The organism is Streptomyces sp. NPDC087215 (genome assembly GCF_044744885.1).
Lineage (GTDB): Bacteria > Actinomycetota > Actinomycetes > Streptomycetales > Streptomycetaceae > Streptomyces.
In genome coordinates this window covers 880,591-906,892 of the sequence record NZ_JBIUZD010000001.1, presented here as the reverse complement: position 1 = coordinate 906,892, position 26,302 = coordinate 880,591, and the positions used below count along the sequence as shown (strand labels likewise).

27 protein-coding genes and 1 pseudogene are annotated in these 26,302 nt (G+C 72.3%); 22 read left to right on the top strand and 6 right to left on the bottom strand.

From position 1 onward, the window contains the following. Window positions 1–83: 83 nt before the first annotated feature. From ACIO92_RS03885 to ACIO92_RS03865, 5 genes are all read left to right on the top strand, one after another. Window positions 84–527: a DUF6278 family protein gene (locus tag ACIO92_RS03885; RefSeq protein WP_366442739.1), complete on the top strand. Its 444-nt coding sequence runs from the start codon at window positions 84–86 to the stop codon at window positions 525–527. A 139-nt stretch (window positions 528–666) separates the two neighbouring features. Beyond that, window positions 667–1,413: an amino acid ABC transporter ATP-binding protein gene (locus ACIO92_RS03880; protein WP_402280932.1), complete on the top strand. Its 747-nt coding sequence runs from the start codon at window positions 667–669 to the stop codon at window positions 1,411–1,413. Between the two features lie 12 nt (window positions 1,414–1,425). Further along, window positions 1,426–2,343, top strand: a complete 918-nt coding sequence (locus ACIO92_RS03875; protein ID WP_366442741.1) for a glutamate ABC transporter substrate-binding protein — start codon at window positions 1,426–1,428, stop codon at window positions 2,341–2,343. 13 nt (window positions 2,344–2,356) lie between these two features. Continuing rightward, window positions 2,357–3,001 (top strand): amino acid ABC transporter permease, encoded by a 645-nt coding sequence (locus tag ACIO92_RS03870; RefSeq protein WP_366442742.1) that lies wholly within the window; start codon window positions 2,357–2,359, stop codon window positions 2,999–3,001. Further along, window positions 2,998–3,852 (top strand): amino acid ABC transporter permease, encoded by an 855-nt coding sequence (locus tag ACIO92_RS03865; RefSeq protein ID WP_401237591.1) that lies wholly within the window; start codon window positions 2,998–3,000, stop codon window positions 3,850–3,852. The genes ACIO92_RS03870 and ACIO92_RS03865 overlap by 4 nt, the downstream gene beginning before the upstream one ends. 35 nt (window positions 3,853–3,887) lie before the next feature. Here the strand turns inward: ACIO92_RS03865 and ACIO92_RS03860 are convergent, their stop codons facing one another. Next, complete coding sequence (locus ACIO92_RS03860) at window positions 3,888–5,393, bottom strand: CocE/NonD family hydrolase (protein WP_402281208.1); 1,506 nt, start codon at window positions 5,391–5,393, stop codon at window positions 3,888–3,890. A 429-nt stretch (window positions 5,394–5,822) separates the two neighbouring features. Between ACIO92_RS03860 and ACIO92_RS03855 the strand changes: the two genes are divergently transcribed. Beyond that, window positions 5,823–7,115: a cytochrome P450 gene (locus ACIO92_RS03855; RefSeq protein ID WP_366442744.1), complete on the top strand. Its 1,293-nt coding sequence runs from the start codon at window positions 5,823–5,825 to the stop codon at window positions 7,113–7,115. Here the strand turns inward: ACIO92_RS03855 and ACIO92_RS03850 are convergent. Beyond that, a pseudogene (locus ACIO92_RS03850) lies at window positions 7,066–7,257 on the bottom strand (hypothetical protein); the annotation flags it as partial. The gene ACIO92_RS03855 and the pseudogene ACIO92_RS03850 sit on opposite strands and share 50 nt — an antisense overlap. 185 nt (window positions 7,258–7,442) lie before the next feature. Here ACIO92_RS03850 and ggt point away from each other — a divergent pair. Next, the gene (gene ggt, locus ACIO92_RS03845) at window positions 7,443–9,257 is read left to right on the top strand and encodes a gamma-glutamyltransferase (protein ID WP_366442745.1); all 1,815 of its coding nucleotides are present in this window, start codon (window positions 7,443–7,445) and stop codon (window positions 9,255–9,257) included. A gap of 228 nt (window positions 9,258–9,485) precedes the next feature. Here ggt and map read toward each other — a convergent pair whose 3' ends face one another. After that, window positions 9,486–10,253, bottom strand: a complete 768-nt coding sequence (gene map / locus ACIO92_RS03840; RefSeq protein WP_401237587.1) for a type I methionyl aminopeptidase — start codon at window positions 10,251–10,253, stop codon at window positions 9,486–9,488. A 33-nt stretch (window positions 10,254–10,286) separates the two neighbouring features. Between map and ACIO92_RS03835 the strand changes: the two genes are divergently transcribed. Continuing rightward, window positions 10,287–10,538, top strand: a complete 252-nt coding sequence (locus tag ACIO92_RS03835; protein WP_366442747.1) for a helix-turn-helix transcriptional regulator — start codon at window positions 10,287–10,289, stop codon at window positions 10,536–10,538. An 81-nt stretch (window positions 10,539–10,619) separates the two neighbouring features. On the opposite strand, the gene ACIO92_RS03830 is transcribed toward ACIO92_RS03835, so the two are convergent. Beyond that, on the bottom strand, window positions 10,620–11,291 hold the full coding sequence (locus ACIO92_RS03830) for an NAD(P)H-binding protein (RefSeq protein WP_366442748.1): 672 nt from the start codon (window positions 11,289–11,291) through the stop codon (window positions 10,620–10,622). A 61-nt stretch (window positions 11,292–11,352) separates the two neighbouring features. On the opposite strand from ACIO92_RS03830, the gene ACIO92_RS03825 reads away from it, so the two are divergent. From ACIO92_RS03825 to ACIO92_RS03790, 8 genes are all read left to right on the top strand, one after another. Continuing rightward, complete coding sequence (locus tag ACIO92_RS03825; RefSeq protein WP_402280936.1) at window positions 11,353–11,724, top strand: winged helix-turn-helix transcriptional regulator; 372 nt, start codon at window positions 11,353–11,355, stop codon at window positions 11,722–11,724. A gap of 287 nt (window positions 11,725–12,011) precedes the next feature. Continuing rightward, the gene (locus ACIO92_RS03820; protein WP_401237584.1) at window positions 12,012–13,235 is read left to right on the top strand and encodes an alginate lyase family protein; all 1,224 of its coding nucleotides are present in this window, start codon (window positions 12,012–12,014) and stop codon (window positions 13,233–13,235) included. 10 nt (window positions 13,236–13,245) lie between these two features. Beyond that, window positions 13,246–13,629: a PPOX class F420-dependent oxidoreductase gene (locus ACIO92_RS03815; protein ID WP_366442751.1), complete on the top strand. Its 384-nt coding sequence runs from the start codon at window positions 13,246–13,248 to the stop codon at window positions 13,627–13,629. Between the two features lie 106 nt (window positions 13,630–13,735). Beyond that, window positions 13,736–15,139, top strand: a complete 1,404-nt coding sequence (locus ACIO92_RS03810; protein WP_402280939.1) for a UL36 very large tegument protein — start codon at window positions 13,736–13,738, stop codon at window positions 15,137–15,139. Window positions 15,140–15,437: 298 nt separating this feature from the next. Continuing rightward, window positions 15,438–16,280 carry a nitrilase-related carbon-nitrogen hydrolase gene (locus ACIO92_RS03805; protein ID WP_366442753.1) on the top strand — a complete coding sequence of 281 codons (843 nt, stop codon included), beginning with the start codon at window positions 15,438–15,440 and terminating at the stop codon, window positions 16,278–16,280. Beyond that, complete coding sequence (locus ACIO92_RS03800) at window positions 16,277–17,557, top strand: aspartate aminotransferase family protein (protein ID WP_366442754.1); 1,281 nt, start codon at window positions 16,277–16,279, stop codon at window positions 17,555–17,557. The genes ACIO92_RS03805 and ACIO92_RS03800 overlap by 4 nt, the downstream gene beginning before the upstream one ends. Window positions 17,558–17,644: 87 nt before the next feature. Next, window positions 17,645–19,048, top strand: coding sequence for a dihydropyrimidinase (gene hydA, locus ACIO92_RS03795; RefSeq protein WP_402280941.1), 1,404 nt, complete (start codon window positions 17,645–17,647; stop codon window positions 19,046–19,048). 10 nt (window positions 19,049–19,058) lie between these two features. Next, window positions 19,059–20,075, top strand: coding sequence for a TIGR03842 family LLM class F420-dependent oxidoreductase (locus ACIO92_RS03790; RefSeq protein ID WP_366442756.1), 1,017 nt, complete (start codon window positions 19,059–19,061; stop codon window positions 20,073–20,075). Between the two features lie 98 nt (window positions 20,076–20,173). Here the strand turns inward: ACIO92_RS03790 and ACIO92_RS03785 are convergent, their stop codons facing one another. Continuing rightward, complete coding sequence (locus ACIO92_RS03785; protein ID WP_402280944.1) at window positions 20,174–20,539, bottom strand: iron chaperone; 366 nt, start codon at window positions 20,537–20,539, stop codon at window positions 20,174–20,176. Between the two features lie 243 nt (window positions 20,540–20,782). On the opposite strand from ACIO92_RS03785, the gene ACIO92_RS03780 reads away from it, so the two are divergent. The 4 genes from ACIO92_RS03780 to solA all read left to right on the top strand — a co-directional run bounded on the left by ACIO92_RS03780 (window position 20,783) and on the right by solA (window position 23,686). After that, complete coding sequence (locus ACIO92_RS03780) at window positions 20,783–20,929, top strand: hypothetical protein (protein ID WP_402280946.1); 147 nt, start codon at window positions 20,783–20,785, stop codon at window positions 20,927–20,929. A gap of 126 nt (window positions 20,930–21,055) precedes the next feature. Then, complete coding sequence (locus ACIO92_RS03775) at window positions 21,056–21,661, top strand: hypothetical protein (RefSeq protein WP_402280948.1); 606 nt, start codon at window positions 21,056–21,058, stop codon at window positions 21,659–21,661. A gap of 203 nt (window positions 21,662–21,864) precedes the next feature. Then, a complete protein-coding gene (locus ACIO92_RS03770; RefSeq protein ID WP_402280950.1) occupies window positions 21,865–22,425 on the top strand; it encodes an EF-hand domain-containing protein in 561 nt (186 codons plus the stop codon). 112 nt (window positions 22,426–22,537) lie between these two features. Further along, entirely contained in the window at window positions 22,538–23,686 is a 1,149-nt protein-coding gene (gene solA / locus ACIO92_RS03765; RefSeq protein WP_402058494.1) for an N-methyl-L-tryptophan oxidase, read from the top strand. A 23-nt stretch (window positions 23,687–23,709) separates the two neighbouring features. Here solA and ACIO92_RS03760 read toward each other — a convergent pair whose 3' ends face one another. Then, entirely contained in the window at window positions 23,710–24,306 is a 597-nt protein-coding gene (locus ACIO92_RS03760; protein ID WP_366442763.1) for a TetR/AcrR family transcriptional regulator, read from the bottom strand. Between the two features lie 43 nt (window positions 24,307–24,349). On the opposite strand from ACIO92_RS03760, the gene ACIO92_RS03755 reads away from it, so the two are divergent. Then, window positions 24,350–25,744: an oxygenase MpaB family protein gene (locus ACIO92_RS03755; RefSeq protein ID WP_366442764.1), complete on the top strand. Its 1,395-nt coding sequence runs from the start codon at window positions 24,350–24,352 to the stop codon at window positions 25,742–25,744. A 154-nt stretch (window positions 25,745–25,898) separates the two neighbouring features. Beyond that, complete coding sequence (locus tag ACIO92_RS03750; RefSeq protein WP_401237489.1) at window positions 25,899–26,252, top strand: hypothetical protein; 354 nt, start codon at window positions 25,899–25,901, stop codon at window positions 26,250–26,252. Window positions 26,253–26,302: the final 50 nt, after the last annotated feature.

Genomic DNA, 26,302 nt, shown 5'->3' with positions numbered 1-26,302 from the left:
GGCGGGACACGCCGGTCCGGCGGCCGGTACGGTCCCCGCGTGCCGGGTCGTCGACCGATGGGCGTCGGTGCGACGCTGGTGCGATGAACATCCCGTTCCTGGACAACTGGCTCAAGCGGCGAGAGCCCGCGCCGGTCCCCTCCCCGCTGGCCGAGGCCCTCGACCGCGACCCCGGGGGCGTGGGCGAACTGCTCGCCGAGTGCGAGCTGCTGCGCGCCCGCGCGGACCGGTCAGGGGTGGCCCTCGACGACACCCCGCGCTCCCTCCAGGAACTGGACCAGCTGCCGCCCCGCTGGCGCGACGACCCCGAGGAACTGCCCTGGGTGGGGAACGACGCGGGGCTCTACCTCGGCACGGTGATCGTGCGGAACGTGCCGGGCGCCCGCTGGCACGTGTGGCCTGACTCGGGACCGGTGGTGCGACTGTCCTCCGGGCGGGAGATCCCGGTCGTCGAGGCGGGGCTCGACTGGGCGATGACGGGCTCGCCCGAACTCTCCCAGGTGTACGCGGAGGCCGCCGAGCACTGATCCCCTCGGCCCAGCCCGCGCCACCCTTCCGCAGTAAATACGGCTTATTGCGGTTTCATGCGTGTCGGGCGTGAAGTCCCTTTTCGGGTGGATAGTTTGCGCTGACTCGACACCGCTGAGAAATGGGGCAGGGCAGCGTATGGCCGTCGTCGATCCGCTGATCGAACTGCGTGACGTCAACAAGCACTTCGGCACGTTGCACGTCCTCCAGTCCATCGATCTCACCATCGGCCGGGGGGAGGTGGTCGTCGTCATCGGCCCGTCCGGCTCCGGCAAGTCCACCCTCTGCCGGGCGATGAACCGTCTGGAGAGGGTCGAGTCCGGCGAGATCCTGATCGACGGGCGGCCGCTGCCCGAGGAGGGCAGGGAACTCGCCCGGCTGCGCGCGGAAGTCGGCATGGTCTTCCAGTCGTTCAACCTCTTCGCGCACAAGACCGTCCTCGCCAACGTCTCCCTCGCGCAGATCAAGGTCCGCAAGCGCAAGAAGGAGGAGGCCGACCGGCGTTCGCGCGAACTCCTCGACCGGGTGGGGCTCGCCGCGCACGCCGACAAGTACCCGGCCCAGCTCTCCGGCGGCCAGCAGCAGCGCGTGGCCATTGCCCGCGCCCTCGCGATGGACCCCAAGGCGCTCCTCTTCGACGAGCCGACCTCGGCCCTCGACCCGGAGATGATCAACGAGGTCCTCGAAGTCATGCAGCAACTCGCCCAGGAGGGCATGACGATGGTGGTCGTCACCCATGAGATGGACTTCGCCCGCTCGGCGGCCAACCGGGTCGTCTTCATGGCCGACGGGAAGATCGTCGAGGACCGCGCGCCGGAGGACTTCTTCACCGCCCCGCGCAGCGAGCGCGCCAAGGACTTCCTCTCCAAGATCCTGAAGCACTGAGGGGCGGCAACCATGCAGCGCACGCGCCGAACCCCGGCCCCGCTCGCCCTGCTGCTCGCCGTGACGGCGGCGATCGGCGGCTGCGGAAGGGAGGGCAGCCCGCCCGTGAAGGGCCCGCAGCCCGACCGACTCCCCGTCTACCAGGTCCAGTCGTCCTTCACCCTGCCCGACTCCCCCACCTGGGAGCGGGCGAAGAAGCGCGGCCGGCTGACCGTCGGAGCCAAGGAGGACCAGCCGTACATGGGGGAGAAGGACCCCGCGACCGGCCGCTACTCCGGCTTCGACATCGAGATCGCCAAGATGATGGCGGCCTCCCTCGGCTTCGACCCGGCGGGCATCGACTTCCGTACGATCGCCTCCGCCAACCGCGAGACCGCCCTGCAGAACGGCCAGATCGACTACTACGTCGGCACCTACACCATCAACGACAACCGCAAGAAGCTCGTCGGATTCGCCGGGCCCTACTACCTGGCGGGCCAGTCCCTCCTGGTCCGCACCGACGAGCACGACATCCACGGACCCCAGGACCTGGCGGGCAAGCGCGTCTGCTCGGCGACCGGTTCGACCCCGTACCAGCGGATCGAGAAGGACTACCCGAAGGCCCAGCTCGTCGCCTACGACACCTACTCGGCCTGTGTCGACAACCTGCTGACCTACCAGGTCGACGCGGTCACCACGGACGACACCATCCTCATGGGCTACGCCGCCAAGGTGCCGAACGAACTGAAGGTCGTCGGCAAGCCGTTCTCCGAGGAGCCGTACGGCATCGGCGTCCCGCGCGACGACAACGCGCTTCGCTTCGCCCTCGACGACGCCCTCGCCTTCCACGAGAAGAACGGCGACTGGAAGAAGGCGTACGACGCGACCCTCGGCCTCTCCGGGGTCCCCGCCCCCCAGCCGCCGCCCATCGACCGCTACCCGGCGAGCTGACCGGAGGAACCCCATGGACGTCCTGACCGACAACTTCTCGCTCTACGGCAAGGGTTTCCTCGGTACCGTCGAACTCACCGTCTACTCCTCGGCCCTCGCCCTCGTGCTGGGCTTCCTGATGGCCTCCTTCCGGGTCGCGCCCGTCGGCTCCTTCCGGGTCTTCGGCACGGTCTGGGTGACCCTCCTGCGCAACACCCCGCTGACCCTGCTCTTCTTCGCCGTCATGCTGGGCCTGCCCCGCTTCGGACTCGTCCTGCCCTTCGAGCTGTTCGCGGTCCTCGCGCTCGGCTGCTACACCTCGGCCTTCATCTGCGAGGTACTGCGCTCCGGCATCAACACGGTGCCGCGCGGCCAGGGCGAGGCGGCCCGCAGCCTCGGCATGACCTTCACCCAGACGCTCGGCACGGTCGTGCTGCCCCAGGCGTTCCGCACGGTCATCCCGCCGATCGGCTCCACCCTGATCGCGCTCGCCAAGAACTCCGCCATCGCCGGGGCGTTCAGCGTCACCGAACTCCTCGGCACCTACAAGACGCTCAGCGAACTCGGCTACGACATCGTCTGGACCTTCGTCTGGATCGCCGTCGGCTACCTGATCATCACCCTCACCATCAGCGCCCTCTTCCACGTCATGGAGAAGCGCTGGGGAGTCGCCCGATGACCGAGTCCACCGCCCTCTACGACGTCCCCGGTCCGCACGCCCGGCGACGCCACCTGATCTACGGACTGGTGTCCACCGCGCTGATCCTCGCGCTGGCCGGCTGGATCCTCTACCTCCTCTTCGCCAACGACCAGTTCACCTCCACCAAGTGGTCGCCCTTCCTCTACAAGGGCATCCAGGAACTGCTGCTCCAGGGGCTCGGGAACACCCTCAAGGCCTTCGCCTACGCCTCGGTGCTCTCGCTCGTCCTCGGCGCCGTCCTCGCCGTCGGGCGCCTCTCCGAACACCGGCCGGTGCGCTGGGTGGCGACGCTGGTCGTCGAGTTCTTCCGCGCCATGCCCGTCCTCGTGATGATCTTCTTCATCTTCGTGGCGCTCAAGGTGCAGCCGCTGCCCGCGCTGGTCGCCGGACTGACCCTCTACAACGGTTCGGTCCTCGCCGAGGTCTTCCGTACCGGCATCCACGCCGTCGCACGGGGCCAGGGCGAGGCGGCGTACGCGCTCGGGATGCGCAAGACGCAGGTCATGACCTACGTCCTGGCGCCGCAGGCGGTCCGGGCGATGCTGCCCGCGATCATCAGCCAGCTGGTGGTGGCCCTCAAGGACACCTCGCTGGGATACCTCATCACCTACGAGGAGTTCCTGCACGCGGGCAAACTGATCGCATCGAACCTCGACTACGACCTGCCGTTCATCCCGGTGGTCATGGTGATCTCGCCGATCTACATCGGCATGTGCATGGCGCTCTCGTGGTTCGCCACCTGGGTGGCAAGGAGGGAGCGGCGCAGCCCGAAGACGGAGGCCGTGGGAGTCGCCCCGGCCGAACCGGAGACGCTGCTGCCGGGACGGTAGCGGCGGACCGCCACCCGCCCGGCAGCAGCCGGTGATCACTCCTCCCGCAGCGGTACCGACATGTACGACGGGTCGGCCGGGGGAGAGGAGAAGGTCAGCTGCGCGCCGGTCGGGTTGTGCTCGATGTACAGCGGATCGACGGTGTCGACGACCAGTGCCAGCCGGTGCCCGGCCGGTACGTCGTACGCCGTGGAGAACAGCTCCAGATCGACGCCGAAGGGTCGGCCCGGGGTCCGGTCGTGGAAGGTGTACGGGGCGTTGGTGACCAGCTTCCCGACACCGAGCGGGCCCACGTCGTAGAGGTACGCGACGAGGGTCCCGCTGCTCGCGGTGGAGGTGACGGTGGTGTGCACCCGCACGGTGCCGCGCACCCGCTGCGGTCCGTCCTGCCGGTCGGACTGCCAGACGCCCGCGAAGGCCCGGGGCAGCAGGGGGACGGAGACGACGGGCGGGGTGCGGAGGAACTGGTCGAGGGCGTTGGTGAGCAGGGTGGTGCCGCCGTTGGCCCCGGAGTCCACGTTCGCCAGGACCCGCTGGGTGCCGCCGAGGTCGAACCTCCGCTGGTCCGCCCCCACCGACTTCCAGTCGGGGTAGCCCTCGTAGCCTCCGGTGGAGCGGGACTTGAGCTGGACCGGCTGCTCGCGGTCGACGCCGTTGTCGGCGCCCTTGAGGTGGTGGTCGAACCAGCGGCGGGCGCTCGTCCAGGTGTCGTTGGGGAGCCCGAAGAGACCGGTGGCCTCGGCGGTGGCGTGGTCGCCGGGGCGGAACTCCAGCCGCTTGGGACCGGTGAGCTCCTCGTAGAAGCTCGCGTACTGGTTGGGCGGGAAGATGGTGTCGCCCCAGGCGTTGCCGAGCATCACGGCGGTGCCGTGGGCGTTGATCCGGTCGACCTGCTCGACGGCGGACCGCTTGCGGCCCCAGGCGATCATGGCGTCTTCCTTCTCCAGGTTCGAGGAGAGGAAGTCGCCCAGGATCTCCTTGAGTTCGGGCCCGGGACGGCCGGTGAGGTGGCCCGCGCCGCCGAGCAGGGCGGCGGCCTGCACGTGCTGGGTGCGCCCGCTGTAGATGGACTCGATGAGGTCGGCCCAGCCGCTGAGCGCGGCGACCGCCTTGATCCGGGGGTCGGCCGCGGCGGCGAGCAGACTGATCCCGGCGCCGTAGGAGACCCCCGCCATGCCGATGCGGCCGGGGTCGGCGGTGGTGTGGGCGAGGGCCCAGTCGATGATCTCGGAGGCGTCGGCGATGTCCTTGGGCCCGGCCGTCTCGATCTCCCCGCCGGACTGCCAGAAGCCGCGCGAGTTGTAACTCACCACGACATAGCCGGAGTCGGCGAGCGCCGTGGCCTGGGCCAGGTACTCGATCTGGGGCATGGCCCAGCTGGTGGGCAGGACGACGAGCGGGTGCGGGCCGGGGCTGGAGGGGGCGACGACATTGGCCTTGAGGACGGTCCCGCCGTCCCCGGTGATGTCGACGAAGCGGATGCCGGTGTCGGCGCCGTCCGCCTGCGCGGCGGGCGCGAGCCCGAAGGCCGCACCGGCCATGAGCACGGTGGAGACGGCGAGAGCGAGGGATGTGCGCACGGGTCACTCCTCATGGGGGGCACCGCGGGGGCGGTGGGGGAGAGGGGGTGCAAGGGGGCGGACAGGGATGCGGAGGTGGGTACGGGGTGAGTGCGGGGCCGGGTGCGGGCGGTGAAAGTGACCCGACGGTAGCCGGGGCGTCGTACCTCAGGTAACCGCCCGGTAAGTTACGTGCGAGTAACGATTGGTCGGCCCCGCCCGCCGGGAAGGAGACCGTCGCGCTGCCCCCTGCCCGGCATGATGGGCACGGCCTCGCTCCTGGCCCGCCGCCCGGGGAGTCGCGGTGGAGGGTACGGCTCCGGAGAGTGCCATGGGGGACGGAGCGGGGGGTGCGGCCCCGGAGGGCGCGAAGGGTGTCAGGGTGCGTCAGAAGGTGTCACAGGAGGCACGGTGGAGAGCACGGCCCCGGAAGGCGGCACGGGAGACCCGGGCGGTGTCCCCGACGTCTTCGACCCCAGGATCTACGCCGAAGGCGTCCCCCACGCCCGCTTCCGCCTCCTGCGCGACCGGGCACCCGTCGCCCGCCAGGCGGAGCCGGGTGTCCTGGGCTGGCCCGAGGGGCCCGGCTTCTGGGCCGTCACCCGGCACGCCGACGTCGTCCGGGTGCTCAAGGACTCCGCCGCGTACTCCTCGTACCTCGGTGCCACCCAGATCCGCGACCCCGACCCCGCCGACCTGCCGTTCATCCGGCGCATGATGCTCAACCAGGACCCGCCGGGACACGGCAGGCTGCGGCGGCTCGTCAGCCGCGCCTTCACCCCCGGCCGGATCGCGCGCTTCACCTCCACCGCCCGCGAACGGGCCCGGCGGCTCCTCGCCGACGCGATCGACACCGGCGGTCCCGGCGGGACCGTGGACCTCGTCCGGACCGTCACCGACGACTACGCCCTGCTCAACCTCACCGATCTGCTCGGCGTCCCCGCGGCCGACCGGGGGCTGCTCCTCACCTGGACCGAACGGGTCATCGCCTACCAGGACCCCGACCAGCCACCCGTCCTCGACGAGCGGGGAGTCCCCGTCAACCCCCGCTCACCGGCCCGGCTGGCCGAGATGTTCGCCTACGCACAGGAGTTGGCCGCCCATAAACGGGCCCGTCCCGCCGACGACGTCATGAGCGTCCTCGCCGCCTCCGAACTCGCCGACGCCGAACTGGAGATGTTCTTCTTCCTGCTGACCGTCGCCGGGAACGACACCGTCCGCAGCGCCGCCCCCGGTGGCCTCCTCGCCCTCGCCGAACACCCCGGCGAGCAGGCGCGCTGGTGGCGCGGGGAGGTCGGCACCGGAACGGCCGTGGACGAACTCCTGCGCTTCCACCCGCCCGTGCTCTCCTTCCGCCGCACCGCCGCCCGCGACACCGAACTCGCCGGGCAGGCGATCCGGCGCGGCGACAAGGTCGTCGTCTTCCACGCCTCCGCCAACCACGACGAGCGCGTCTTCCCCGACCCGCACCGTCTCGATCTCGGCCGGAACCCGAACCCGCACGTCTCCTTCGGCGACGGACCGCACGTCTGCCTCGGCGCCCACTTCGCCCGCCTCCAACTGCACATCCTCTACGAAGAGTTGCGTCTCGCCTGTGACGGTGTCGAACTCGCCGGACCGCCCCGGCGGCTGGTCTCCCACTTCGTCAACGGCCTCAAGTCGCTGCCGGTGCGACTGCGGGAGCCGTCCGCGCCGAGACGGTGACGTCCGCCACCAGCTCCACCACGTCGGGACCGTACGCCCGAGAGTTCACCACCTTCAGGAGCAGCACGAACGAACCGGACCCGTACCGGCGCGCCAACCGCTCGTAGTGGCGCGCCAGATAGCGGGTCGCCGCCTGATTGGTACCGGCCCAGCCAGCCGAACGACGCGCTGACCCCCGTCGCGAGGACCCCGAGCACGATGTTGCGCAGGTCTTCGTTCATGGGCGCGCATGGTAGCGGGGAACGCCCTTCCGTTCGAGGCGGTCCTGACGCGGGCACCCCGGGGAAGTTACGCTGCGCGGACGGTTGTTGACTGTGGAGGTAGGGAATGCGTCGCTCCGCCGCTGGCAAGGTCTCCGTTCTCGCCGTCGCGGTGACGGTGCTCTCGATGGGGGCCGCCGTCCCGGCCCCGTCCCCGCCGGGCGCCCCGCCCGGCCCGCCCGCCAAGACGCCGGTGGCCGCCGGGTACGGCGGGGCCGTCGCCAGCGTGGACGCCGACGCCTCGGCCGCCGGGGTGGAGGTCCTCCGCGAGGGCGGCAACGCCGTCGACGCGGCCGTCGCCGTCGCGGCGGCCCTCGGGGTCACCGAGCCCTACTCGGCGGGCATCGGAGGCGGCGGCTACTTCGTCTACTACGACGCCCGGAGCCGTACGGTGCACACCGTGGACGGACGCGAGACCGCGCCCCGCACCGCCGGTCCCGGCCTGTTCCTGGAGAACGGCGCGCCCATCCCCTTCGAGGAGGGCCAGACCAGCGGTCTCGGCGTCGGAGTCCCCGGCACCCCGGCCACCTGGCGCACCGTCCTCGACGCCTGGGGCACCGAGCGGCTCGGCGCCCTGCTCGAACCGGCGGAACGCCTGGCGCGCGACGGCTTCACCGTCGACGCCACCTTCCGCTCCCAGACCGCGGGCAACGAGGCCCGCTTCCGCGACTTCCCCGCGACCTCCGCGCTCTTCCTGCCCGGCGGCCGACTGCCCGTGGTCGGCTCCACCTTCAAGAACCCGGACCTGGCCCGTACGTACCGGAAGCTGGGCCGTGAGGGCGTCGGCGCGCTCTACCGGGGGCCGCTCGCCCGGGACATCGTCGACACCGTGCGCAAGCCCCCGGTGCGCGAGGGCGCCACCCGCAAGGTGCGCCCCGGCGATCTGACGGAGCGTGACCTCGCCGCCTACCGGACCGAGTTCCGCAAGCCGACGAAGGTCGGCTACCGGGGCCTCGACGTGTACGGCATGGCGCCGTCCTCCTCCGGCGGTACGAGCGTCGGTGAGGCGCTCAACATCCTGGAGGGGACCGACCTCTCCGCCGCCTCCGAGGCCCGCTATCTGCACCGGTACATCGAGGCCAGCCGGATCGCCTTCGCCGACCGGGGCCGCTGGGTCGGCGACCCGGCCTTCGAGTCCGTGCCGACCCGCGGTCTGCTCTCCCAGCGGTTCGCGGACTCCCGGGCCTGCCTGATCCGCGACGACGCCGTCCTCACGAGTCCGCTCGCGCCCGGCGACCCGAACAGCCCGGTGCCGTGCGCGCCCGGCGGTACGGCGGCCCCGACCACGTACGAGGGTGAGAACACCACCCACCTCACCGTGGCCGACAAGTGGGGCAACGTCGTCGCCTACACCCTCACCATCGAGTCCACCGGCGGCAGCGGCATCACCGTGCCCGGCCGGGGCTTCCTGCTCAACAACGAGCTGACGGACTTCTCCTTCGCCCCGGCGAACCCGGCCGTCCACGACCCGAACCTGCCCGGACCCGGCAAGCGCCCGCGCTCCTCGATCTCCCCGACGATCGTCCTCGACGGACACGACCGGCCCGTCCTCGCCCTCGGCTCCCCGGGCGGCGCGACCATCATCACCACCGTCCTGCAGACGCTCACCGGGGTCCTCGACCGGGGCCTGCCGCTCGTGGACGCCATCGCCGCGCCCCGCGCCAGCCAGCGCAACCAGGCGACCACCGAACTCGAACCGGCCCTCTGGAACAGCCCGGTCAGGGCCCAGTTGGAGGCCATCGGGCACGGCTTCCGGCAGAACCCGGAGATCGGCGCGGCGACGGGCGTGCAACGCCTGCCGGACGGCCGCTGGCTCGCGGCGGCGGAACCGGTCCGCAGGGGCGGCGGCTCGGCGATGGTGGTGAGGCCCGCGGGGAAGTAGGGCGGGGCCGGGACCCTCGGGGAGCCGTGCCCCCCGAGGGAGCCGTGCCCCCTGAGGGAGTCGTGCTCCTTGAGGGGGCTCCCTACGGCCTTCGTTCCTGAGGGCGGGGATGCCCCCCTGCGGGCCACGTCCCGTGCGGGGCCGTCACCTTCATGGCCGTCCCGGTGGGCGGCCCTCCGGGACGGCCGCCCCTTCGGCCGCCGCTCCGGGCCCCCCCGAGGCCGTCCCCTACAGGGCCGTCAGCACCCGGGGCCCCGCGTCCGTGACGGCCACCGTGTGTTCGGCGTGCGAGGCGCGTGAGCCGTCCAGGGTGCGGATGGTCCAGCCGTCGCTCGCCGTGTAGTGGTCGTCCGTGCCGCCGCCGATCAGCATCGGCTCGATCGCCAGCACCATGCCGTGCCGCAGCTTCATCCCCCGGCCGGGCCGTCCCTCGTTGGGGACCCCCGGGTCCTCGTGCATCGCGCGGCCGATGCCATGGCCCCCGAAGCCGTCCGGGATGCCGTACCCGGCGGCCCGGCAGACCCGGCCGATCGCGTGCGCGATGTCGCCGATCCGGTTGCCGACGACGGCCGCCGCGATGCCCGCCTCCAGGGCCCTGTCCGCCGTCGCGACCAGCCGGATGTCCTCCGGCGCGGCCGGTCCCACCGTGAAACTGACCGCCGAGTCGCCCGCCCAGCCGCCCAGCGTCGCCCCGCAGTCCACCGAGACCAGGTCGCCGGGGGCCAGCCGGGTCCCGTCCGGGACGCCGTGGACGATCGCGTCGTTCACGGAGACGCACACGACCGCCGGGAACGGCACGGGCGCCCACTCCGGGCGGTAGCCGAGGAAGGGCGAGCCCGCGCCCGCCGCGTCCAGGACCTTCCGTGCGGCCCGGTCCAGCTCGGTCAGGGTGACGCCGGGCGCCGCCTTCTCCCGTACGGCCGCGAGGGCGCGGGCCACGACCCGGCCCGACTCGCGCATCGACGCCAGGTTCTCGTTCGTCTTGATCTCCACCATGCCAATTACTATACCGGTATTAGAATGGGTCGCATGGTGCGCACACCCCTGACCCCAGAAGAGCGCGAGCGCGGCGAGCGGCTCGGCCGCCTCCTGCGCGAATCGCGCGGCGACCGGTCCATGGCCGAGATCGCCGCCGCCGCGGGACTGTCCGCCGAGACCCTCCGCAAGATCGAGACCGGCCGGGCCCCGACCCCCGCCTTCTTCACCGTCGCGGCCCTCGCCGGGGTCCTCGGCCTGTCGATGGACGAACTGATCACCCGCTGCGTCTTCGTGCCCGTCTGACCTGCTGAGGAGCGGTGTCCGCCGGGAGGCGTCCCGTCGGCCGGGCCGGGCCGCCGCGAGCCCGGCCCGGCCGACGGGCGCCTACGCCGAGACCGCCAGCTGCACACGGCTGTGGCGCGGGCGCTCGATCTCGTCGAGCAGTGCCACGGCGAGGTCCCCGTGCGCGATCCGGCCGGGGCCCTCGACCGTCGTGCCCACCGCCGTCCGGTACGCGCCGGTGACCTCCGCCTCCGCGTTCAGGTCCTGGGCGGGCACCACCATCAGCCAGTCGAGCTCCGGCGGGGCCTCGGCGGACAGCAGGGCGAACTCGGCCACGTGCCCCTGCGAGAACAGCCGCCACTCCTCCGGGAACCCGGGCGCGTCCATCACCCGCACCCCCGGCTCCGTCTCCAGCGTCGTGGCGATGCCCAGGACCAGCAGACGGCGCACGCCCGCCGCCCCGAGACCCGCGACCAGCGCCCGCGCCGCCGAGGTGAAGTACTCCTCGGAGGAGACGTCGAGGCGGGCCGAGGCGTTCACGGCCGCGTCGTGACCGGCGGCGAGCGCGGCGACCGCGTCCGGATCGGTGACGTCCCCGCGTACCAGCGTGACCGAACTCCCGCTCAGATCGGCGTACTTCGCCGGATCGCGCACCACCGCCGTCACCCGGTGCCCCCGGGTCACCGCCTCCGCCACGGTCGCGCGGCCGACCCGCCCGCCCGCCCCGAAGACGATGACGTTCCTGCTCGGTTCCCTGCTCATGTCGTCGCTCATGGCGTGACCGTAGAACGGGGGCACCTGGTTACTTCAACGGTACTGGGCTAGCTTCGGGGACATGAGCCAGCCGCTGCGCCCCGACCTCTTCCAGGACCCGGACTGCTCAGGACCCCCGCGGCAGATCCGCGTCGGCGGCAAGTGGACGGCGGTGGTGCTCCGTTGCCTGGAGGACGGACAGCCCCGCCGGTTCTCCGAACTGCGCGTCCCGCTGCACTGGATCACGCCGAAGGTCCTCACCGAGACCCTGCGGGCGATGGAACGCGACGGATTCCTCCGCCGCACCGCGTACGACGAGAACCCGCCGCGCGTCGAGTACGCGCTGACCGCCCTCGGCCGCTCGCTGATCGGCCCGCTCGACGCCGCCTGCGCCTGGACCCGCGCCCACCTCCCGGAGATCACGGAGGCCAGGAGCACGTACGAGGGGAGCTGACGGCGGACGCCCCGGACCGCCGCCCGTCCGCCCCCCGCCCCCCGTCGCGCTCGGACGCCACCGGACCCCGGTGCCCCTGACGGTCCCGGTCGCTCCACGACGGGGAACCGGCGCGGGTCCCGCGCCGGTCACGCCGAAACCCGACGACCTCCCGGGCGCCCAGAAGACCCGCGCCGGAACCCGCGCCGGTCTCCCTCCCCGGTCTCCGTTCTCCGGTCTCCGTTCCCCGGTCCTCCCGTGGCCTAGTCCCGGATGCGTCCGGCCGGGCCCTCGGCCAGCGTGGAGCCGTGCACCGTCGACAGAAGACCCTCCTCGCCGCGCTCCTCTGCCCCCTGCTCCTCCTCGGGACCGCCTGCGGCGCGGGGGGCACCGGCGCCCGGACCGACGCCGGCACCCCGCCCGCGGGCGTCGCCCCCGAGCGGTTCCGCCACCCCGGCGTCCTCGTCGGTGGCGCCCAGCTCGCGGCGGTGCGCCGCCACGTCGCCGCCGGGGAGGAGCCCTGGACCTCCGCCTACCGGGCGATGAGCGGCAGCCCGTACGCCTCCCTCGACTACGTACCGCACCCCGCCGGGGTCGTCGCCTGCGCCTCCAACGCCGGTACGGACGCCTGTGTCGCCGAGCGCGAGGACGCCATCGCCGCCTACACCCACGCCCTCATGTGGTCGGTGTCGGGCGGGGCCGCGCACGCCGCCAAGGCCGTGGAGATCATGGACGCCTGGTCGGCGAAGGTGAAGGAGCACACCCGCGACGACGCCGACCTCCAGACCGCCTGGTCCGGCTCCTCCTGGGCGCGCGCCGCCGAGATCGTGCACTCCGGTTATCCCGCCTGGGGCGGCCCCGCCGTCCAGCGGTTCAAGTGGATGCTGCGCAAGGCGTACCTGCCCGACGTCACCGCCAAGGTCCCCGACCACAACGGCAACTGGGAACTGGCGATGACCGACGCCGCCATCGGGATGGCGGTCTTCCTGGAGGACCGTACGGTCTTCGAGGACGCGGTACGGCGCTTCCGCGCGAGGGTCCCCGCCTACTTCTACCTCTCCTCCGACGGCGCCCTGCCCAAGCCGCCGCCCGGCGGCACCATCGACACCCCCGACGAACTGGCCACCTACTGGTTCGGCCAGCGCACCTACGCCGACGGGCTCGGCCAGGAGACCTGCCGCAACCTCATGCACATCGGCTACTCGCTCGCCGCCACCGCGCACATCGCCGAGACCGCCTGGCACCAGGGCCTCGACCTCTACCGCGAGCAGGCCGAACGGATCGGCGCCGCCCTGGAGTTCCACGCCCGCTACCAGCTCGGCGCGACCCCGCCGAAGTGGCTGTGCGGCGGCAGGATCGAGCGGACCATGGGCCCGGACGTCGAGGTCGCCCTCAACCACCTCGAAGGACGGATGGGCATGAGGCTCCCGCAGACCGAGAAGCTCGCCGCCAGCCAGCGGCCGGGCGGCACGGACGACCTGTTCGTCGCCTGGGAGACCCTGACCCACGCCTCGAACCCGACCCCCGCATAGGCTCGCGGCCATGATGCCCGAAGAACTGCGGCACGGCCGCTACGTCAGCCTGACCACGTACCGCAAGAACGGCACCGGGGTCGCCACGCCCCTCTGGTACGCGGTGGAGGACGACGCACTGTACATCTGGACCCGGGCCGACTCCTGGAAGGTCAAGCGGCTGCGCAACGACCCGAAGGTGGAGGCCGCCGTCTGCGACATGCGCGGGAACGTCGCGGACACCGCCGGGCGCTTCACCGGCCGGGGCCGCCTCGTCGAGGGGGAGGAGATGCGCCGCATCCGGCGGCTGCTCTCCCGCAAGTACAGCTGGCAGTTCTGGCTCCTGGACCTGCCCGCCACCCTCGCCCGCTTCGGGAAGCGCCCGCACGCCGGGATCGTCGTGACCTTCGACTGAACGGCCACCTGCGGGAAAACGGTCCGTAGCCGCCCCGTAACACACCTGTGGTCCGATACCCGCGGACCCGAAGGCTCCAGTCGACCGCGGGGCAGGTGCGTGACACATGACGAGGACTCGACCATCCACGGAGAAGGAGACGGAGACGGCCGCGTTCACCCGCTGGCTGACCACCCTCGTGGAGCGCCTCCCCGCGAGCGGAGGCTGGTACGGGGTCTTCTCCGCGCGCGACCCCGAGGGGATGCGCGCCTGCCTCGAAGGGGCGGAGATCCCGCCCTGGGACGTGGTCGGCTCCCTCCTCCTGGACACCGGAGAGGACGCCGGAGGACCGCTCGCCACCCGGGGCAGGAAGCTGTACGAGGAGGCCGTCACCGCCCACGACCGGAGGCCCGGCGGTGCGGACGTCCTGGCCGAGCTGCGGGACCTGATGGAGCGGGAACGCCGGTACGCCGAGTCCCGCGCCCGCGACCTCGACCGGTCCCTCCGCGCCGGCCCGCCACCGGACCCGGCGGCGACGGCCCGACTGGAACACGACCTGGCCTGGGTCCGGGACGACCACACCCGCGCCACCGCCAGGATCGCCGACCTGACGGCCCGCCTGGCGGCGCTCGCCCCGCCGCCCACCGCCGCCGGACCCCGGGCGCGGCCCGCCCGGCGCCCCCGGGGCGCACGGTACGCCTGGCTGGACAGCGACGATCACGCGGACGGCGCCGGGCACGTGGACGGTGCCGGTCACGGGGGCAGAGGCGGGTCCGGAGACGGCGGCTGTTCCAGGGGCGGCGACGGGCACAGCGGCGGCGGCAGCCGCGCGGGCCACACCACGGAGGGGCCGGAGCTCCTGCCGCCGCCCGTGCCCCTGCCCGTACCCCTGCCCGTGCTCCCCGCCGGGGGCGCGGCGCCGCGCGGGGCCCGCTTCGGGGGCGCGCCCGGCCAGGAACGGGACCCGGCCCCCGCCGCCCCTCCGGCCGCCTTCACCGAGGACGACGTCCGCGCCGCCGCCAACGCCGTCTACGCGCTCCGGCGGCTCCGCGCCCAGGGCCGTACCGGCGAGGCGCACGCCCTGCTCTGCGAGGCACTGAGCGGACCGCCCGCCCGGCTCCCCGCCCTCGCGGAGGAACTGCACCGCGCCGGACTCGCGGCCGACTGGGCCACCCTGCTCTGGGAGGCGGCCTCGCTGCCGCCCGCCCGGCTCGCCGCCGTCGCCGGGGCCCTCGCCGACGCGGGCCGCCCCGCCGACTGCGAGCGGCTGCTGTGCCAGGGCGTGGCGAGGCCCGTGGAGGAACTGGCCGGGGCGTGCGCCGCCCTGCGGGCCGAGGACCACCACCGGGAGGCCCACACGCTGCTCACCGCCTTCGTGCGGGTCCGCGCGCCGGGGGACGCGGCCCGGCTCGCGGGCGCGGACCCGCGCGGACTCGTCCCGCAGTTGCTCGCGGCGGCCCGCGCGGTGTCCGTGGCCCGGGAGCGCGATCTGCTGCACGCCTTCCGGGTGGCGGGCCTCGCGGGGACGTGACCCGGCGCGGACGCGCGGAAGAGGACCGGTGGCCCGGGGAGCCCCCCGCCCGCGGACGCCGGAGGGGCCGTCACGCGCCGGTCCCCGCAGGCGTCCGGCCCGGGGCGTCCCGCCGTCACGCGGTGTCGCCCCGTGTCGGTACGTGTCCGACGTGGACCACTCGGGTATGAAACATGATCGACCCGGCCGCTTCGCGGCGGCGGTCTTGCTCCGGGGTGTGACGGGGCTTACGTTCTCCTCCTACGTACCGCGTCTACGTGCGTAGAGGCTCTCTGACGCCGTGCCGAAGGAGCAGCTCATGACCGACGTCGTCCGCGCCGCGCTCGTCCAGGCCACCTGGACCGGCGACACCGAATCCATGATCGCCAAACATGAGGAGCACGCCCGGGAGGCCGCCCGGCGGGGTGCCAAGGTGATCGGATTCCAGGAGGTGTTCAACGCCCCCTACTTCTGCCAGGTCCAGGAGCCCGAGCACTACCGCTGGGCCGAGCCGGTCCCGGACGGCCCCACCGTCTCCCGTATGCGGGACCTCGCCCGCGAGACCGGCATGGTGATCGTGGTGCCGGTCTTCGAGGTCGAGAGCGAGGGCTTCTACTACAACACCGCCGCCGTGATCGACGCGGACGGCAGCTACCTCGGCAAGTACCGCAAGCACCACATCCCCCAGGTCAAGGGCTTCTGGGAGAAGTACTACTTCCGCCCCGGCAACGCGGGCTGGCCGGTCTTCGACACCGCCGTCGGCCGGATCGGCGTCTACATCTGCTACGACCGGCACTTCCCCGAAGGCTGGCGCCAACTCGGCCTCAACGGAGCCCAGTTGGTATACAACCCTTCGGCCACCCATCGTGGACTCTCCTCCCACCTCTGGCAGTTGGAGCAGCCCGCCGCCGCCGTCGCCAACGAGTACTTCGTCGCCGCCATCAACCGCGTCGGCGTCGAGGAGTACGGCGACAACGACTTCTACGGCACCAGCTACTTCGTGGACCCGCGCGGCCGGTTCGTCGGCGACCTCGCCTCCGACAAGGAGGAGGAACTCGTCGTCCGCGACCTCGACTTCGGCCTGATCGAGGAGGTCAGGCAGCAGTGGGCCTTCTACCGGGACCGCCGCCCCGACGCCTACGAGGGGCTGGTGCGCCCGTGAGCGGCCTCCACGAACGGCACAGGGCCGTCATCCCCGACTGGGTCGCCCTCTACTACCGCGACCCCATCGAGATCACCCACGGCGAGGGCAGACACGTCTGGGACGCCGAGGGCCGGAAGTACCTCGACTTCTTCGGCGGCATCCTCACCACGATGACCGCGCACGCCCTGCCCGAGGTCACCAAGGCCGTAGCCGAGCAGGCCGGGCGCATCATCCACTCCTCCACCCTCTACCTCAACCGGCCGATGGTGGAACTGGCCGAGCGGATCGCCGGGCTCTCCGGCATCCCCGACGCCCGGGTCTTCTTCACCACCTCGGGCACCGAGGCCAACGACACGGCGCTGCTCCTCGCCACCGCCCACCGCCGCTCGAACCAGATCCTGGCGATGCGCAACAGCTACCACGGCCGTTCCTTCTCCACCGTCGGCATCACCGGCAACCGCGCCTGGTCGCCGACCGGACTCTCCCCGCTGCAGACCCTGTACGTGCACGGCGGTGTGCGCACCCGGGGGCCGTACGCCCAGTACACCGACGAACGGTTCGTCGACGCCTGCGTGGCCGACCTCGAAGACCTCCTCGGGCACACCAGGGACGTCGCCGCGCTGATCGCCGAACCCGTGCAGGGAGTCGGCGGCTTCACCTCCCCGCCCGACGGCCTCTACGCGGCCTTCCGCCGGGTCCTCGACCGGCACGGCATCCTGTGGATCTCCGACGAGGTGCAGACCGGCTGGGGCAGGACCGGCGACAACTTCTGGGGCTGGCAGGCGCACGGCCAGGCCGGACCGCCCGACATCCTCACCTTCGCCAAGGGCATCGGCAACGGCATGTCCGTCGGCGGCGTCGTCGCCCGCGCGGAGATCATGAACGGCCTGGACGCCAACTCCATCTCCACCTTCGGCGGTTCGCCCATCACGATGGCGGCGGGCCTCGCCAACCTCTCGTACCTCCTGGAGCACGATCTCCAGGGCAACGCGCGCCGGGTCGGCGGGCTGCTCATCGAGCGGATCCGGGCGGTCTGCGCCGGGGTCGAGGCGGTGCGGGAGGTGCGCGGCCGGGGCCTGATGATCGGCGTCGAGCTGACCGAACCGGGCACCGACCGGGCGGACCCGGACGCCGCCGCCACGGTCCTGGAGGCGGCCCGGGAGAACGGTCTGCTCATCGGCAAGGGCGGTGGCCACAACACCAGCACCCTGCGGATCGCCCCGCCGCTCTCGCTCACCGTCGCGGAGGCGGAAGAGGGCGCGGCGGCCCTCGAAAGCGCGCTGCGGAGCCTGTAGTCCGCACCGGTGGTGCCCGGCGGCAGCGCGTCCCCGGGCACCACCCGCCCCACCCCCGTCGTACCGCCCCACGAGCAGGGAGACTCCGTGAGCACCCGTACCGTCATCCGGGGCGGCCTCGTCGTCACCGCCGCCGACGAACTCCACGCCGACGTGCTGATCGAGGACGGCCGTGTGGTCGCCCTCGCGGCCACCGGCTCGGACGTCGCGGCCGGCTGGACGGCCGCGCGCGTCCTCGACGCCACCGACCGCTACGTGCTGCCCGGCGGGGTCGACGCCCACACCCACATGGAACTGCCCTTCGGCGGCACGTCCGCCTCGGACACGTTCGAGACGGGGACGCGGGCGGCGGCCTGGGGCGGGACGACCACGATCGTCGACTTCGCCGTCCAGACCGTCGGCCGGAGCCTGCGCGAGGGGCTCGACGCCTGGTACGCGAAGGCCGACGGCAACTGCGCGATCGACTACGCGTTCCACATGATCCTCTCCGACGTGAACGAGCACACGCTCAAGGAGATGGACCTGCTGGTCCAGGAGGGCGTCACCTCCTTCAAGCTCTTCATGGCCTACCCGGGCGTCTTCTACAGCGACGACGGGCGCATCCTGCGGGCCATGCAGCGCTCCGCCGACAACGGCGGGCTGATCATGATGCACGCGGAGAACGGCATCGCGATCGACGTCCTCGTCGAGCAGGCCCTGGCCCGGGGCGAGACGGACCCCCGCCATCACGGGGAGGTCCGCAGGGCGCTGCTGGAGGCGGAGGCGACCCACCGGGCCATTCAGCTCGCCCGGGTCGCGGGCTCCCCGCTCTACGTGGTCCACGTGTCGGCGCGGGAGGCGGTCGCGGAGATCGCCACCGCCCGCGACAAGGGCCTGCCGGTCTTCGGCGAGACCTGCCCGCAGTACCTCTTCCTCTCCACCGACAACCTCGCGGAACCGGGCTTCGAAGGCGCGAAGTACGTGTGCAGTACGCCCCTGAGGCCGAAGGAGCACCAGGAGGCGCTGTGGCGGGGGCTGCGGACCGACGACCTCCAGGTGGTCTCCACGGACCACTGCCCGTTCTGCTTCACCGGGCAGAAGGACCTCGGGCGCGGCGACTTCTCGAAGATCCCCAACGGCCTGCCGGGAGTGGAGAACCGCATGGACCTGCTCCACCAGGCGGTCGTGGACGGGCACATCTCGCGGCGCCGCTGGATCGAGATCGCCTGCGCGAGTCCGGCCCGCATGTTCGGGCTGTATCCGCAGAAGGGCACGATCGCGCCGGGCGCCGACGCGGACGTGGTGATCTACGACCCGCACACCACGCAGACGCTCTCCGTGGAGACCCAGCACATGAACGTGGACTACTCCGCGTACGAGGGGAAGACGGTCACCGGCCGGGTGGAGACGGTCCTCTCGCGCGGCGAACTCGTCGTCGACCGGCGCACGTACGTCGGCCGCGCCGGGCACGGCACCTTCGTCCCGCGCGCCACCTGTCAGTACCTGAACTAGGAGAACGACGTTGGACTTCGGACTCGTCCTGCAGACCGACCCGCCCGCCTCGCAGGTGGTGGGGCTGATGCGCCGGGCGGAGCGCAACGGCTTCCGGTACGGCTGGACCTTCGACTCCGCCGTGCTCTGGCAGGAGCCGTTCGTCATCTACAGCCGGATCCTGGAGCACACGACGAAGCTCCGGGTGGGTCCGATGGTGACCAACCCGGGCACCCGTACGTGGGAGGTGACGGCCTCCACCTTCGCCACCCTCAACGACATGTACGGCAACCGGACCGTCTGCGGCATCGGGCGCGGCGACTCCGCGATGCGCGTCGCCGGGCGCAGGCCGAACACCCTGGCCCGGCTCGGGGAGGCCATCGACGTCATCCGTGACCTCGCCGAGGGGCGGGAGGCCGAGGTCGACGGCAGCCCGGTCCGCCTCCCCTGGGTGAGGAACGGGAAGCTGCCGGTGTGGATGGCGGCGTACGGACCCAAGGCGCTGGCCCTGGCCGGGCAGAAGGCCGACGGGTTCATCCTCCAGCTCGCGGACCCCTTCCTGACCGAGTGGATGGTCAAGGCGGTCCGGCAGGCGGCCGTCGACGCGGGCCGCGACCCGGAGTCGGTCACGATCTGCGTGGCCGCTCCGGCGTACGTGACGGCCGACGACTCGCCGGAAGCCCTGGCGCACGCGCGGGACCAGTGCCGGTGGTTCGGCGGGATGGTCGGCAACCACGTGGCCGACCTGGTCGCCAGGTACGGCGAGCACTCGGGCATGGTCCCGGAGGACCTGACCGCGTACATCAAGGACCGGCGGGGCTACGACTACTCCCACCACGGCCGCGCGGACAACCCCGACACCGTCTTCGTCCCCGACGACATCGTCGACCGCTTCTGCCTCCTGGGACCCACCCGCACCCACGTCGACAAGCTGCGGCACCTTCGCGATCTCGGCGTCGACCAGTTCGCCGTCTACGACATGCACGACAACAGGGAGGGAACGATCGACGCGTACGGGGCGGAGGTCATCCCCGCGATCAACGCCTGACGCCGGGACCCCGGCAGGGAAACGGGCCCGCGAAGACCGGGGCGACCCCGCCCCGGCCGCCGCGCGAACGGGGCCGCCGGGTTCGGGCGGCGGTGTGGTCAGCAGACCGTGCCCGGCGTGCGGGCGACGGCGGCCAGCAGCTCGCGGACGAGGCCGTAGTCGATCGCGGCGGGCCGCCGGAAGCGGATGCAGCCCTTGCCCATGTCCTGGCCGGCCAGCCGCTCGGCGAACGCCCCGACGACGTCCGGGCGCATCAGGTAGAGGGAGACATACTGCTTCTGGTCGGCGAACGCGACCTCCGCGGTCCCGTCGCGGGTGTACGCGGGCATACCGTACGCGAGGGTCTCGGTGAAGCCGGTCAGCTCGGACCGGCACAGCTCCCGCAGCCGGGCCAGCGCCGGAGCGCGGTCACCGGTGATACCGGCGAGGTAACCGTCGACGTCGGTGACGGGGGACCGGGACATGGTCACGAGTCTAGTCGTCGGCGTGGACGGCCACCCGGCCGGAAGGACGCGGCTCGGCGTCGGGGTCCGCCGGTCCGCCCCCGGACTCCCCGGTGCGGCTGCCGGTCCGGTCGTGGGCTCAGGGCCGACGGCGGGCCGCGAAGCCGGTGAGGGTGTCGCCCCGGACGGTGGTTCCGGTCACCCCCGCCTCACCACGGGACTCGTGCGAGCGCTGTCCCGCCGAACGGCGGTACGTGGCGCGTCGTGGAGTACGACCTCGGCAACGGCAACTGCGCCGACCTCGATCTCTTCATCGGGGAGAGCGGCAGCATCGACATCCAGGCCCGCAACTTCGAGGGGAACAGGGTGCTGAACCGCAGCAGCGTCCGGCGGGTCTCCGCCAAGGGCTGACGAGGCACCGAGCGGCCCCGCCCCCCCTGGCGGGGCCGCCGCACCGTGTCCGGCCCCGGGAGGGCGACGTCCACCGGAACCCGCGTACAAGTGCCGATGTCAGTGGGCACCGCTACGGTCCTCCCCATGGAACAGGAACTCGCGGAGCGCTTCGATCCGTTGCCCGGACGGGTCGGTCACGTGGGCGGCATCGAGTCGCTCACGCTCGACGGGCGCCGCTACTACTTCGGCTTCGACTACCAGAGCGACCTGGTCGTCTCCCCGCTGATCGGTGACCCGGACGCGATGGCCGCGTTCGCGGCCGAGCACATGAGGCAGTCCGACGGCAGCCACGACGCTTCCTACTGGGCCGCACTCGTCACCTACGCGGTCGGGAGGTCGGACCTGGTCGCGGACGACACGAAGCGGGAGTTCACCGCCGAAGGGCTGCGCACGGGGATTCCGGCCCCCGGGAGCCATCTGCTCTACCTGCTGGACGCGGCCGGTGAATGGGACGACTCGTTCACCCTGCCGGCGGACGTCGGGGAGGCGTTCGCGCGGCTGGGATTCGACGAGGACGACGCCATCGAATGCGTCGACGAGTGCCTGCGTGCCATCCGGGAGGACGGCGCGGACGCGAGACCCGACGAGCGTGCTGTCGCCCGCTGGTACCTCGCCTCCTCTGTGACGTGCCTGCCCGGGAACTGGGCCCTGCTCTTCGCCCCGCTCGCGGAGGGCGCCGTCGGCGGGTGATGAGCGGTTCCGCTCTCGACGGGGCGAGGAAGCGTCGATGATGGGGAACGACCAGTCCGAGGGTGGAGCGGGTCGGCTGAGGAGACGAGCGCCGAGGAGACGAGCCAAGTGGCTTCACGATGAAGGCCGTTCACCCTGTCGCATAATGATCTCCCCATCGATCCCGCAACCCCGGACCGCCGCACGCGCAGAAGGAGCCCACCGTGTCGCAGGACCTGCTGATCCGTAAGATCCGCCACGGCTTCGACCGTTTCGACGTGGACGAGAGCGGTGACCTGACCGAGGCCGATCACGTACTCATGGGGCAGCGCTCCGCCCGCGCCCTCGGTCTTCCGCCCGGCTCGGACGGGGAACGGTGCATCGTGGACGCGTACGTGGGCATCTGGCGGAACCTGCACGTGCCGCACCTGCCGCCCGGCGTCGAGTCGATGACCCGGGAACAGTTCGTCGAGTCGACCCTGTCCCTGGCCGACGACCCCGAGGCGGCGAAGGCGACGCTGGGGGCTCTGGCGGAGGTCTTCCTCTCGGTCGCCGACGCTGACGGCGACGGTGTGGTGGACCCCGCGGAACACCTCTGCTTCCTGCGGGGCCACTTCCCCCAGGTGACGCGGGAGGAGGCCGACACCGTCTTCCGGCACCTGGACCGGGACGGGGACGGGACGCTGTCCCGCGAGGAGTTCACCTCGGCGGTCATCGAGTACTGGACGAGCACGGACCCGCACGCGCCGGGCAACTGGTGGATCGGAGCGGGCTTCACCGAGTGATCCGCGCAGAAGCCGTTCCGGGAGGACAGTCCCCGGAGAGCGGTCCGGAAGATCACTCCAGAAGAACGCTTCGGGACGGAACGCCTCGTAAGGAAGGGATCAGAGGTCGGTCATGAGCAGTCAGGTGGACGCGGAGGTCATCGTCGTCGGACTCGGCGCGATGGGGAGCCAGGCGCTGTGGCGGCTGGCCGAGCGCGGGACCGACGTCCTCGGCATCGAGCAGTTCGTCCCGGGGCACGACCGTGGCGCGAGCCACGGGGAGTCCCGGATCATCCGCAGCGCCTACGCCGAGGGCGCCGCGTACGTACCGCTCGTCAAGAGGGCCTGGCGGCTCTGGCGGGAGCTGGAGGAGGCCTCGGGGCGGAGCCTGCTCGAACGGACCGGCGCCCTGATGGTCGGCCCCGCCGACTCGTCCGTCATCGCCGGTCCGCTCGCCTCCGCCCGGACCTGGGGGCTGGAGTACGACCTCCTGGAGGCCGCCGAACTCCGTGAGAGGTACCCGCAGTTCGCTCATGCCGAGGGCCTCCTCGGATTCCATGAGCGCGATGCCGGATACCTCCGGCCGGAAGAGGCCGTGACCGCCGGGGTGGCCGTCGCCGAGGCGCGCGGGGCCCGGGTCGTGCGCGAGACGGCCGTGACCGAGATCGTCCCCGATCCCGTCCTTCCCCGTGTCCGTACCGGCGACCGCGAGTACACCGCGCGCCATGTCGTGGTCTCCGCCGGTGGCTGGCTGCGCGGACTGCTGCCCGCCACCGCCCCGCTGATGACCGTGGAACGCCGGGTCATGGGGTGGTTCCGCGCGACCGACCCCCTGTCCTTCACGGCGGACCGCCTTCCCGTGTTCGTGCACAGTGACGCCTCCGGCGACCGGAGCCTCTACGGTTTCCCCTGCCTCGACGGAGAGACCGTCAAGATCGGCCTGCACACCTGGCCCGGCATCGACGAGCCGACCGATCCGGCCCTCGGTCACCGCCCGCCGGACCGCGCCGACGCGGAGCGGTTCGCCGACGCGATCGGCCGGACCTTCACCGGACTCGACCCGTACCCCGTCCGGATGCTCTCGTGCATGTACTCGCTCACCCCCGACCGGCACTTCCTGGTCGGACCGCGCCGGGATCTCCCCGGGCTCACCCTCCTCGGCGGCTTCTCCGGGCACGGCTTCAAATTCGCCAGTGTCATCGGGGAGATCGCGGCGGATTTCGCGACGACCGGCGGCACCGCTCTTCCCGTGTCCCCCTTCGACCCGCATCGATTCGACTGAAGCGGAGGTGTCCGGCCGGACCGTCAGTCCTGCTCGGGGCGGAACACGTAGGGGGTCACGAGCGCGGTGAGTTCCTCGACCAGTTCCTCGCGCCGGATCGCCGGCCGGTCGAGTATCCAGCGGACGCTGAGGGCCTCCATCGCGGAGACCAGTACCCAGGCGCGGGTCGCGCCGCTCCCGGTCTCCGGGACGCGGCCCGCGAGGTAGGCGGAGCCCAAGTCCTGGACCCGGCGCCGGAGATGACGTACATGACGCTCGTGGTAGTTCGGCGGCACCTCCTCGACCACGACACGAAGGAGTTGCGAGTCCTGTTCGAGCGCGGACAGCAGCGCCTCGACCGCGTTGGGCACGAGCCGCTCGGGCGGATCGGCGAGCCGGTCGGCGAGCGACGCGGCCACCCGGTCGCCCGCTTCCACCCAGTAGCGCTCCATGAGCAGGTCCAGGAGCTCTTCCTTGTTCCGGAAGTACTGGTAGAGGGAACCCGGGCTGATGCCCGCCGTGTCGGCGACCCGGGTGGTCGCGAACCGCGCGTAGCCGTCGCGCGCCAGCACCACGCGCCCCGCGTCGACGATCCTCTCGACCATCTCCCGCGACCGCTCCTGACGGGGCGTCTTCCGCATACGCGAATTGTATGCGAGCAAACATTCGCATTACAACGGTGAGATGACGCAGAGCAACGAGGTTCGTGTCACCGGCCCTGTCCCGCACCCCTCCCCGGACCCGGATCCGGCCCCCTCCCGAGGGCCCTCCCCGAGCGGCTCCCCGGCCCCCTCCACCGGCTCCGGCCGGGCACCCTCCCAGGGGCGCTCCCCGTGCCCCTCCCCGAGCCGTCTCCCGGGCCGCTTTCCGAGCCGCTTCCGTGAGGCCGAGGCGCGCGGACGCAGGATCGCCCGCCCGCTCTTCCTCTTCACCGACATCGCCAGGGACGTCGACGAGGCCCTCATGGAACGTCTGGGGGCCGGTCTCCTCCGGTGCGACGAACTCGGCGCCGCCCTCGCTCGGGCGATGGGCCTGCCCGCCGGGGACCCGGACCGGGTCACCCACTCCCTGATCGCCGGTGCGCTGCGCGCCGCCCCCGACGTGCCGGGCGGACTTCCCCCGGCGCTGGCGGAGTTCATGAGCGAGGCGACGGCCGTCCCCGACTGGGTCGAATGGGACCGGATCGAGCGCGGCGCGGCGGTCTTCCGTTCCCTCGGCCACAACAGCGGTGACATCCTCGCCCTCCTCTCCCTCGTCGGCGGCTACCGCTTCGGCGGACCGGCCGACCTGCTGGTCCTCACCGGCGGCATGGGCGGTACGCGGACACTGCGGCGCCTCGGGGAGACGACCAAGTGGTCCCATGCCGTGACCCGCCCCGGCGGTCTCCGTCCGGGTGCCGAGGGCTGGCGCCTCACGCTCCACGTCAGGGCCATGCACGCCCTGGTGAACGCCCGCTTCGCACCCCGCTGGGACAGCGCGCGCTGGGGCCTCCCGGTCAACGAGGCCGACCAGGCGGCCACGCTCGGCCTCTTCGACGCGACCGTGCTCGTCGGCTGCCGAGGGCTCGGGGTGCGGCTGACCCGGCGGCAGCGGGGCGACTTCATGCACCTCTGGCGGTACGTCGGCCATCTGATGGGGGTCGCGCCGGAATGGCTGACCGACGACGAGAACGTCCGGCACCGCTGGAACCACCACATCCTGCTGTCCGCCGCCGGGCAGACCCAGGCCGGCCGGGACCTCGCCCGGCTGACCATGGACGCCCAGGGGCGACTGGCCCACGGTCACGCCAGACCCGCCGTCGAACGGCTCCACCAGCGCTACGAGTACGCGCGCCGGATGAGCCTGCTCACCGTCTTCATGGGCCCGAGCGGGATGCGTGACCTGGGTCTGCGCCCCCGGCTCCCCTGGGGACTCGCGCTCTCCGTCACCAGGAACACGTTCCGGTACCGGCTCCTCGGAGCCCTGCCCGGTGGCCGGGAGCGCATCGAACGACACGGCGCCCGAGCCCAGGACCGCGACCTGGCCGCGATGTTCCCCGACGGCCGCGCCGCCGTGGCCCGTCTGCCGGAGACGGGGTGACGGACGGTGCGGACCGGTGCGGACCGGTGTGGTGCGGGACGGTGACGCGGTCGCGGTCGCGGAAATCCGTGTGCGCACCCGGCCGTGAGGCCCGTACCGTCGCGGTTCCCGGCGGCCGTACCCGAGGTCCGCCCCGTACGGAGAGAGCCGTCCGATGACCGGCCGACAGGCGACGACGACACTCTGGCGCCCCACCGGACCCGAGGAGCTGGCCCTGGTCGAGGAGTCGGGTCGGCGTGCCTGGCCGCCCCGGCTGCCCGAGCAGCCGATCTTCTATCCGGTGCTCGACGAGGAGTACGCGGTGATGATCGCCCGGGACTGGAACGTCAAGCACAGCGGCGCGGGCTTCGTGACCCGCTTCGAGGTGGACACGGAGTTCCTCCGCCGCTATCCGGTCAGGCAGGCGGGCGGCCGGACGATCCTCGAACTGTGGGTACCGGCGGAGGAGCTGGACGAGTTCAACGCCCACATCGTCGGGGAGATCCGGGTGACCCACACGTTCCGCTGAGGACGCCGGAGGACGCCGGAGTCTGCCGGGGCCCACCGAGAAGGGGCCCG

Coding starts and splice junctions, on each gene's coding strand:
- ACIO92_RS03885 (WP_366442739.1), top strand. CDS start 84: ATGAACATCCCGTTCCTGGACAACTGGCTCAAGCGGCGAGAGCCCGCG.
- ACIO92_RS03880 (WP_402280932.1), top strand. CDS start 667: ATGGCCGTCGTCGATCCGCTGATCGAACTGCGTGACGTCAACAAGCAC.
- ACIO92_RS03875 (WP_366442741.1), top strand. CDS start 1,426: ATGCAGCGCACGCGCCGAACCCCGGCCCCGCTCGCCCTGCTGCTCGCC.
- ACIO92_RS03870 (WP_366442742.1), top strand. CDS start 2,357: ATGGACGTCCTGACCGACAACTTCTCGCTCTACGGCAAGGGTTTCCTC.
- ACIO92_RS03865 (WP_401237591.1), top strand. CDS start 2,998: ATGACCGAGTCCACCGCCCTCTACGACGTCCCCGGTCCGCACGCCCGG.
- ACIO92_RS03860 (WP_402281208.1), bottom strand. CDS start 5,393: ATGGCCGGTGCGGCCTTCGGGCTCGCGCCCGCCGCGCAGGCGGACGGC.
- ggt (WP_366442745.1), top strand. CDS start 7,443: ATGCGTCGCTCCGCCGCTGGCAAGGTCTCCGTTCTCGCCGTCGCGGTG.
- map (WP_401237587.1), bottom strand. CDS start 10,253: ATGGTGGAGATCAAGACGAACGAGAACCTGGCGTCGATGCGCGAGTCG.
- ACIO92_RS03835 (WP_366442747.1), top strand. CDS start 10,287: ATGGTGCGCACACCCCTGACCCCAGAAGAGCGCGAGCGCGGCGAGCGG.
- ACIO92_RS03830 (WP_366442748.1), bottom strand. CDS start 11,291: ATGAGCGACGACATGAGCAGGGAACCGAGCAGGAACGTCATCGTCTTC.
- ACIO92_RS03825 (WP_402280936.1), top strand. CDS start 11,353: ATGAGCCAGCCGCTGCGCCCCGACCTCTTCCAGGACCCGGACTGCTCA.
- ACIO92_RS03815 (WP_366442751.1), top strand. CDS start 13,246: ATGATGCCCGAAGAACTGCGGCACGGCCGCTACGTCAGCCTGACCACG.
- ACIO92_RS03810 (WP_402280939.1), top strand. CDS start 13,736: ATGACGAGGACTCGACCATCCACGGAGAAGGAGACGGAGACGGCCGCG.
- ACIO92_RS03805 (WP_366442753.1), top strand. CDS start 15,438: ATGACCGACGTCGTCCGCGCCGCGCTCGTCCAGGCCACCTGGACCGGC.
- ACIO92_RS03785 (WP_402280944.1), bottom strand. CDS start 20,539: ATGTCCCGGTCCCCCGTCACCGACGTCGACGGTTACCTCGCCGGTATC.
- ACIO92_RS03775 (WP_402280948.1), top strand. CDS start 21,056: ATGGAACAGGAACTCGCGGAGCGCTTCGATCCGTTGCCCGGACGGGTC.
- solA (WP_402058494.1), top strand. CDS start 22,538: ATGAGCAGTCAGGTGGACGCGGAGGTCATCGTCGTCGGACTCGGCGCG.
- ACIO92_RS03760 (WP_366442763.1), bottom strand. CDS start 24,306: ATGCGGAAGACGCCCCGTCAGGAGCGGTCGCGGGAGATGGTCGAGAGG.
- ACIO92_RS03755 (WP_366442764.1), top strand. CDS start 24,350: ATGACGCAGAGCAACGAGGTTCGTGTCACCGGCCCTGTCCCGCACCCC.
- ACIO92_RS03750 (WP_401237489.1), top strand. CDS start 25,899: ATGACCGGCCGACAGGCGACGACGACACTCTGGCGCCCCACCGGACCC.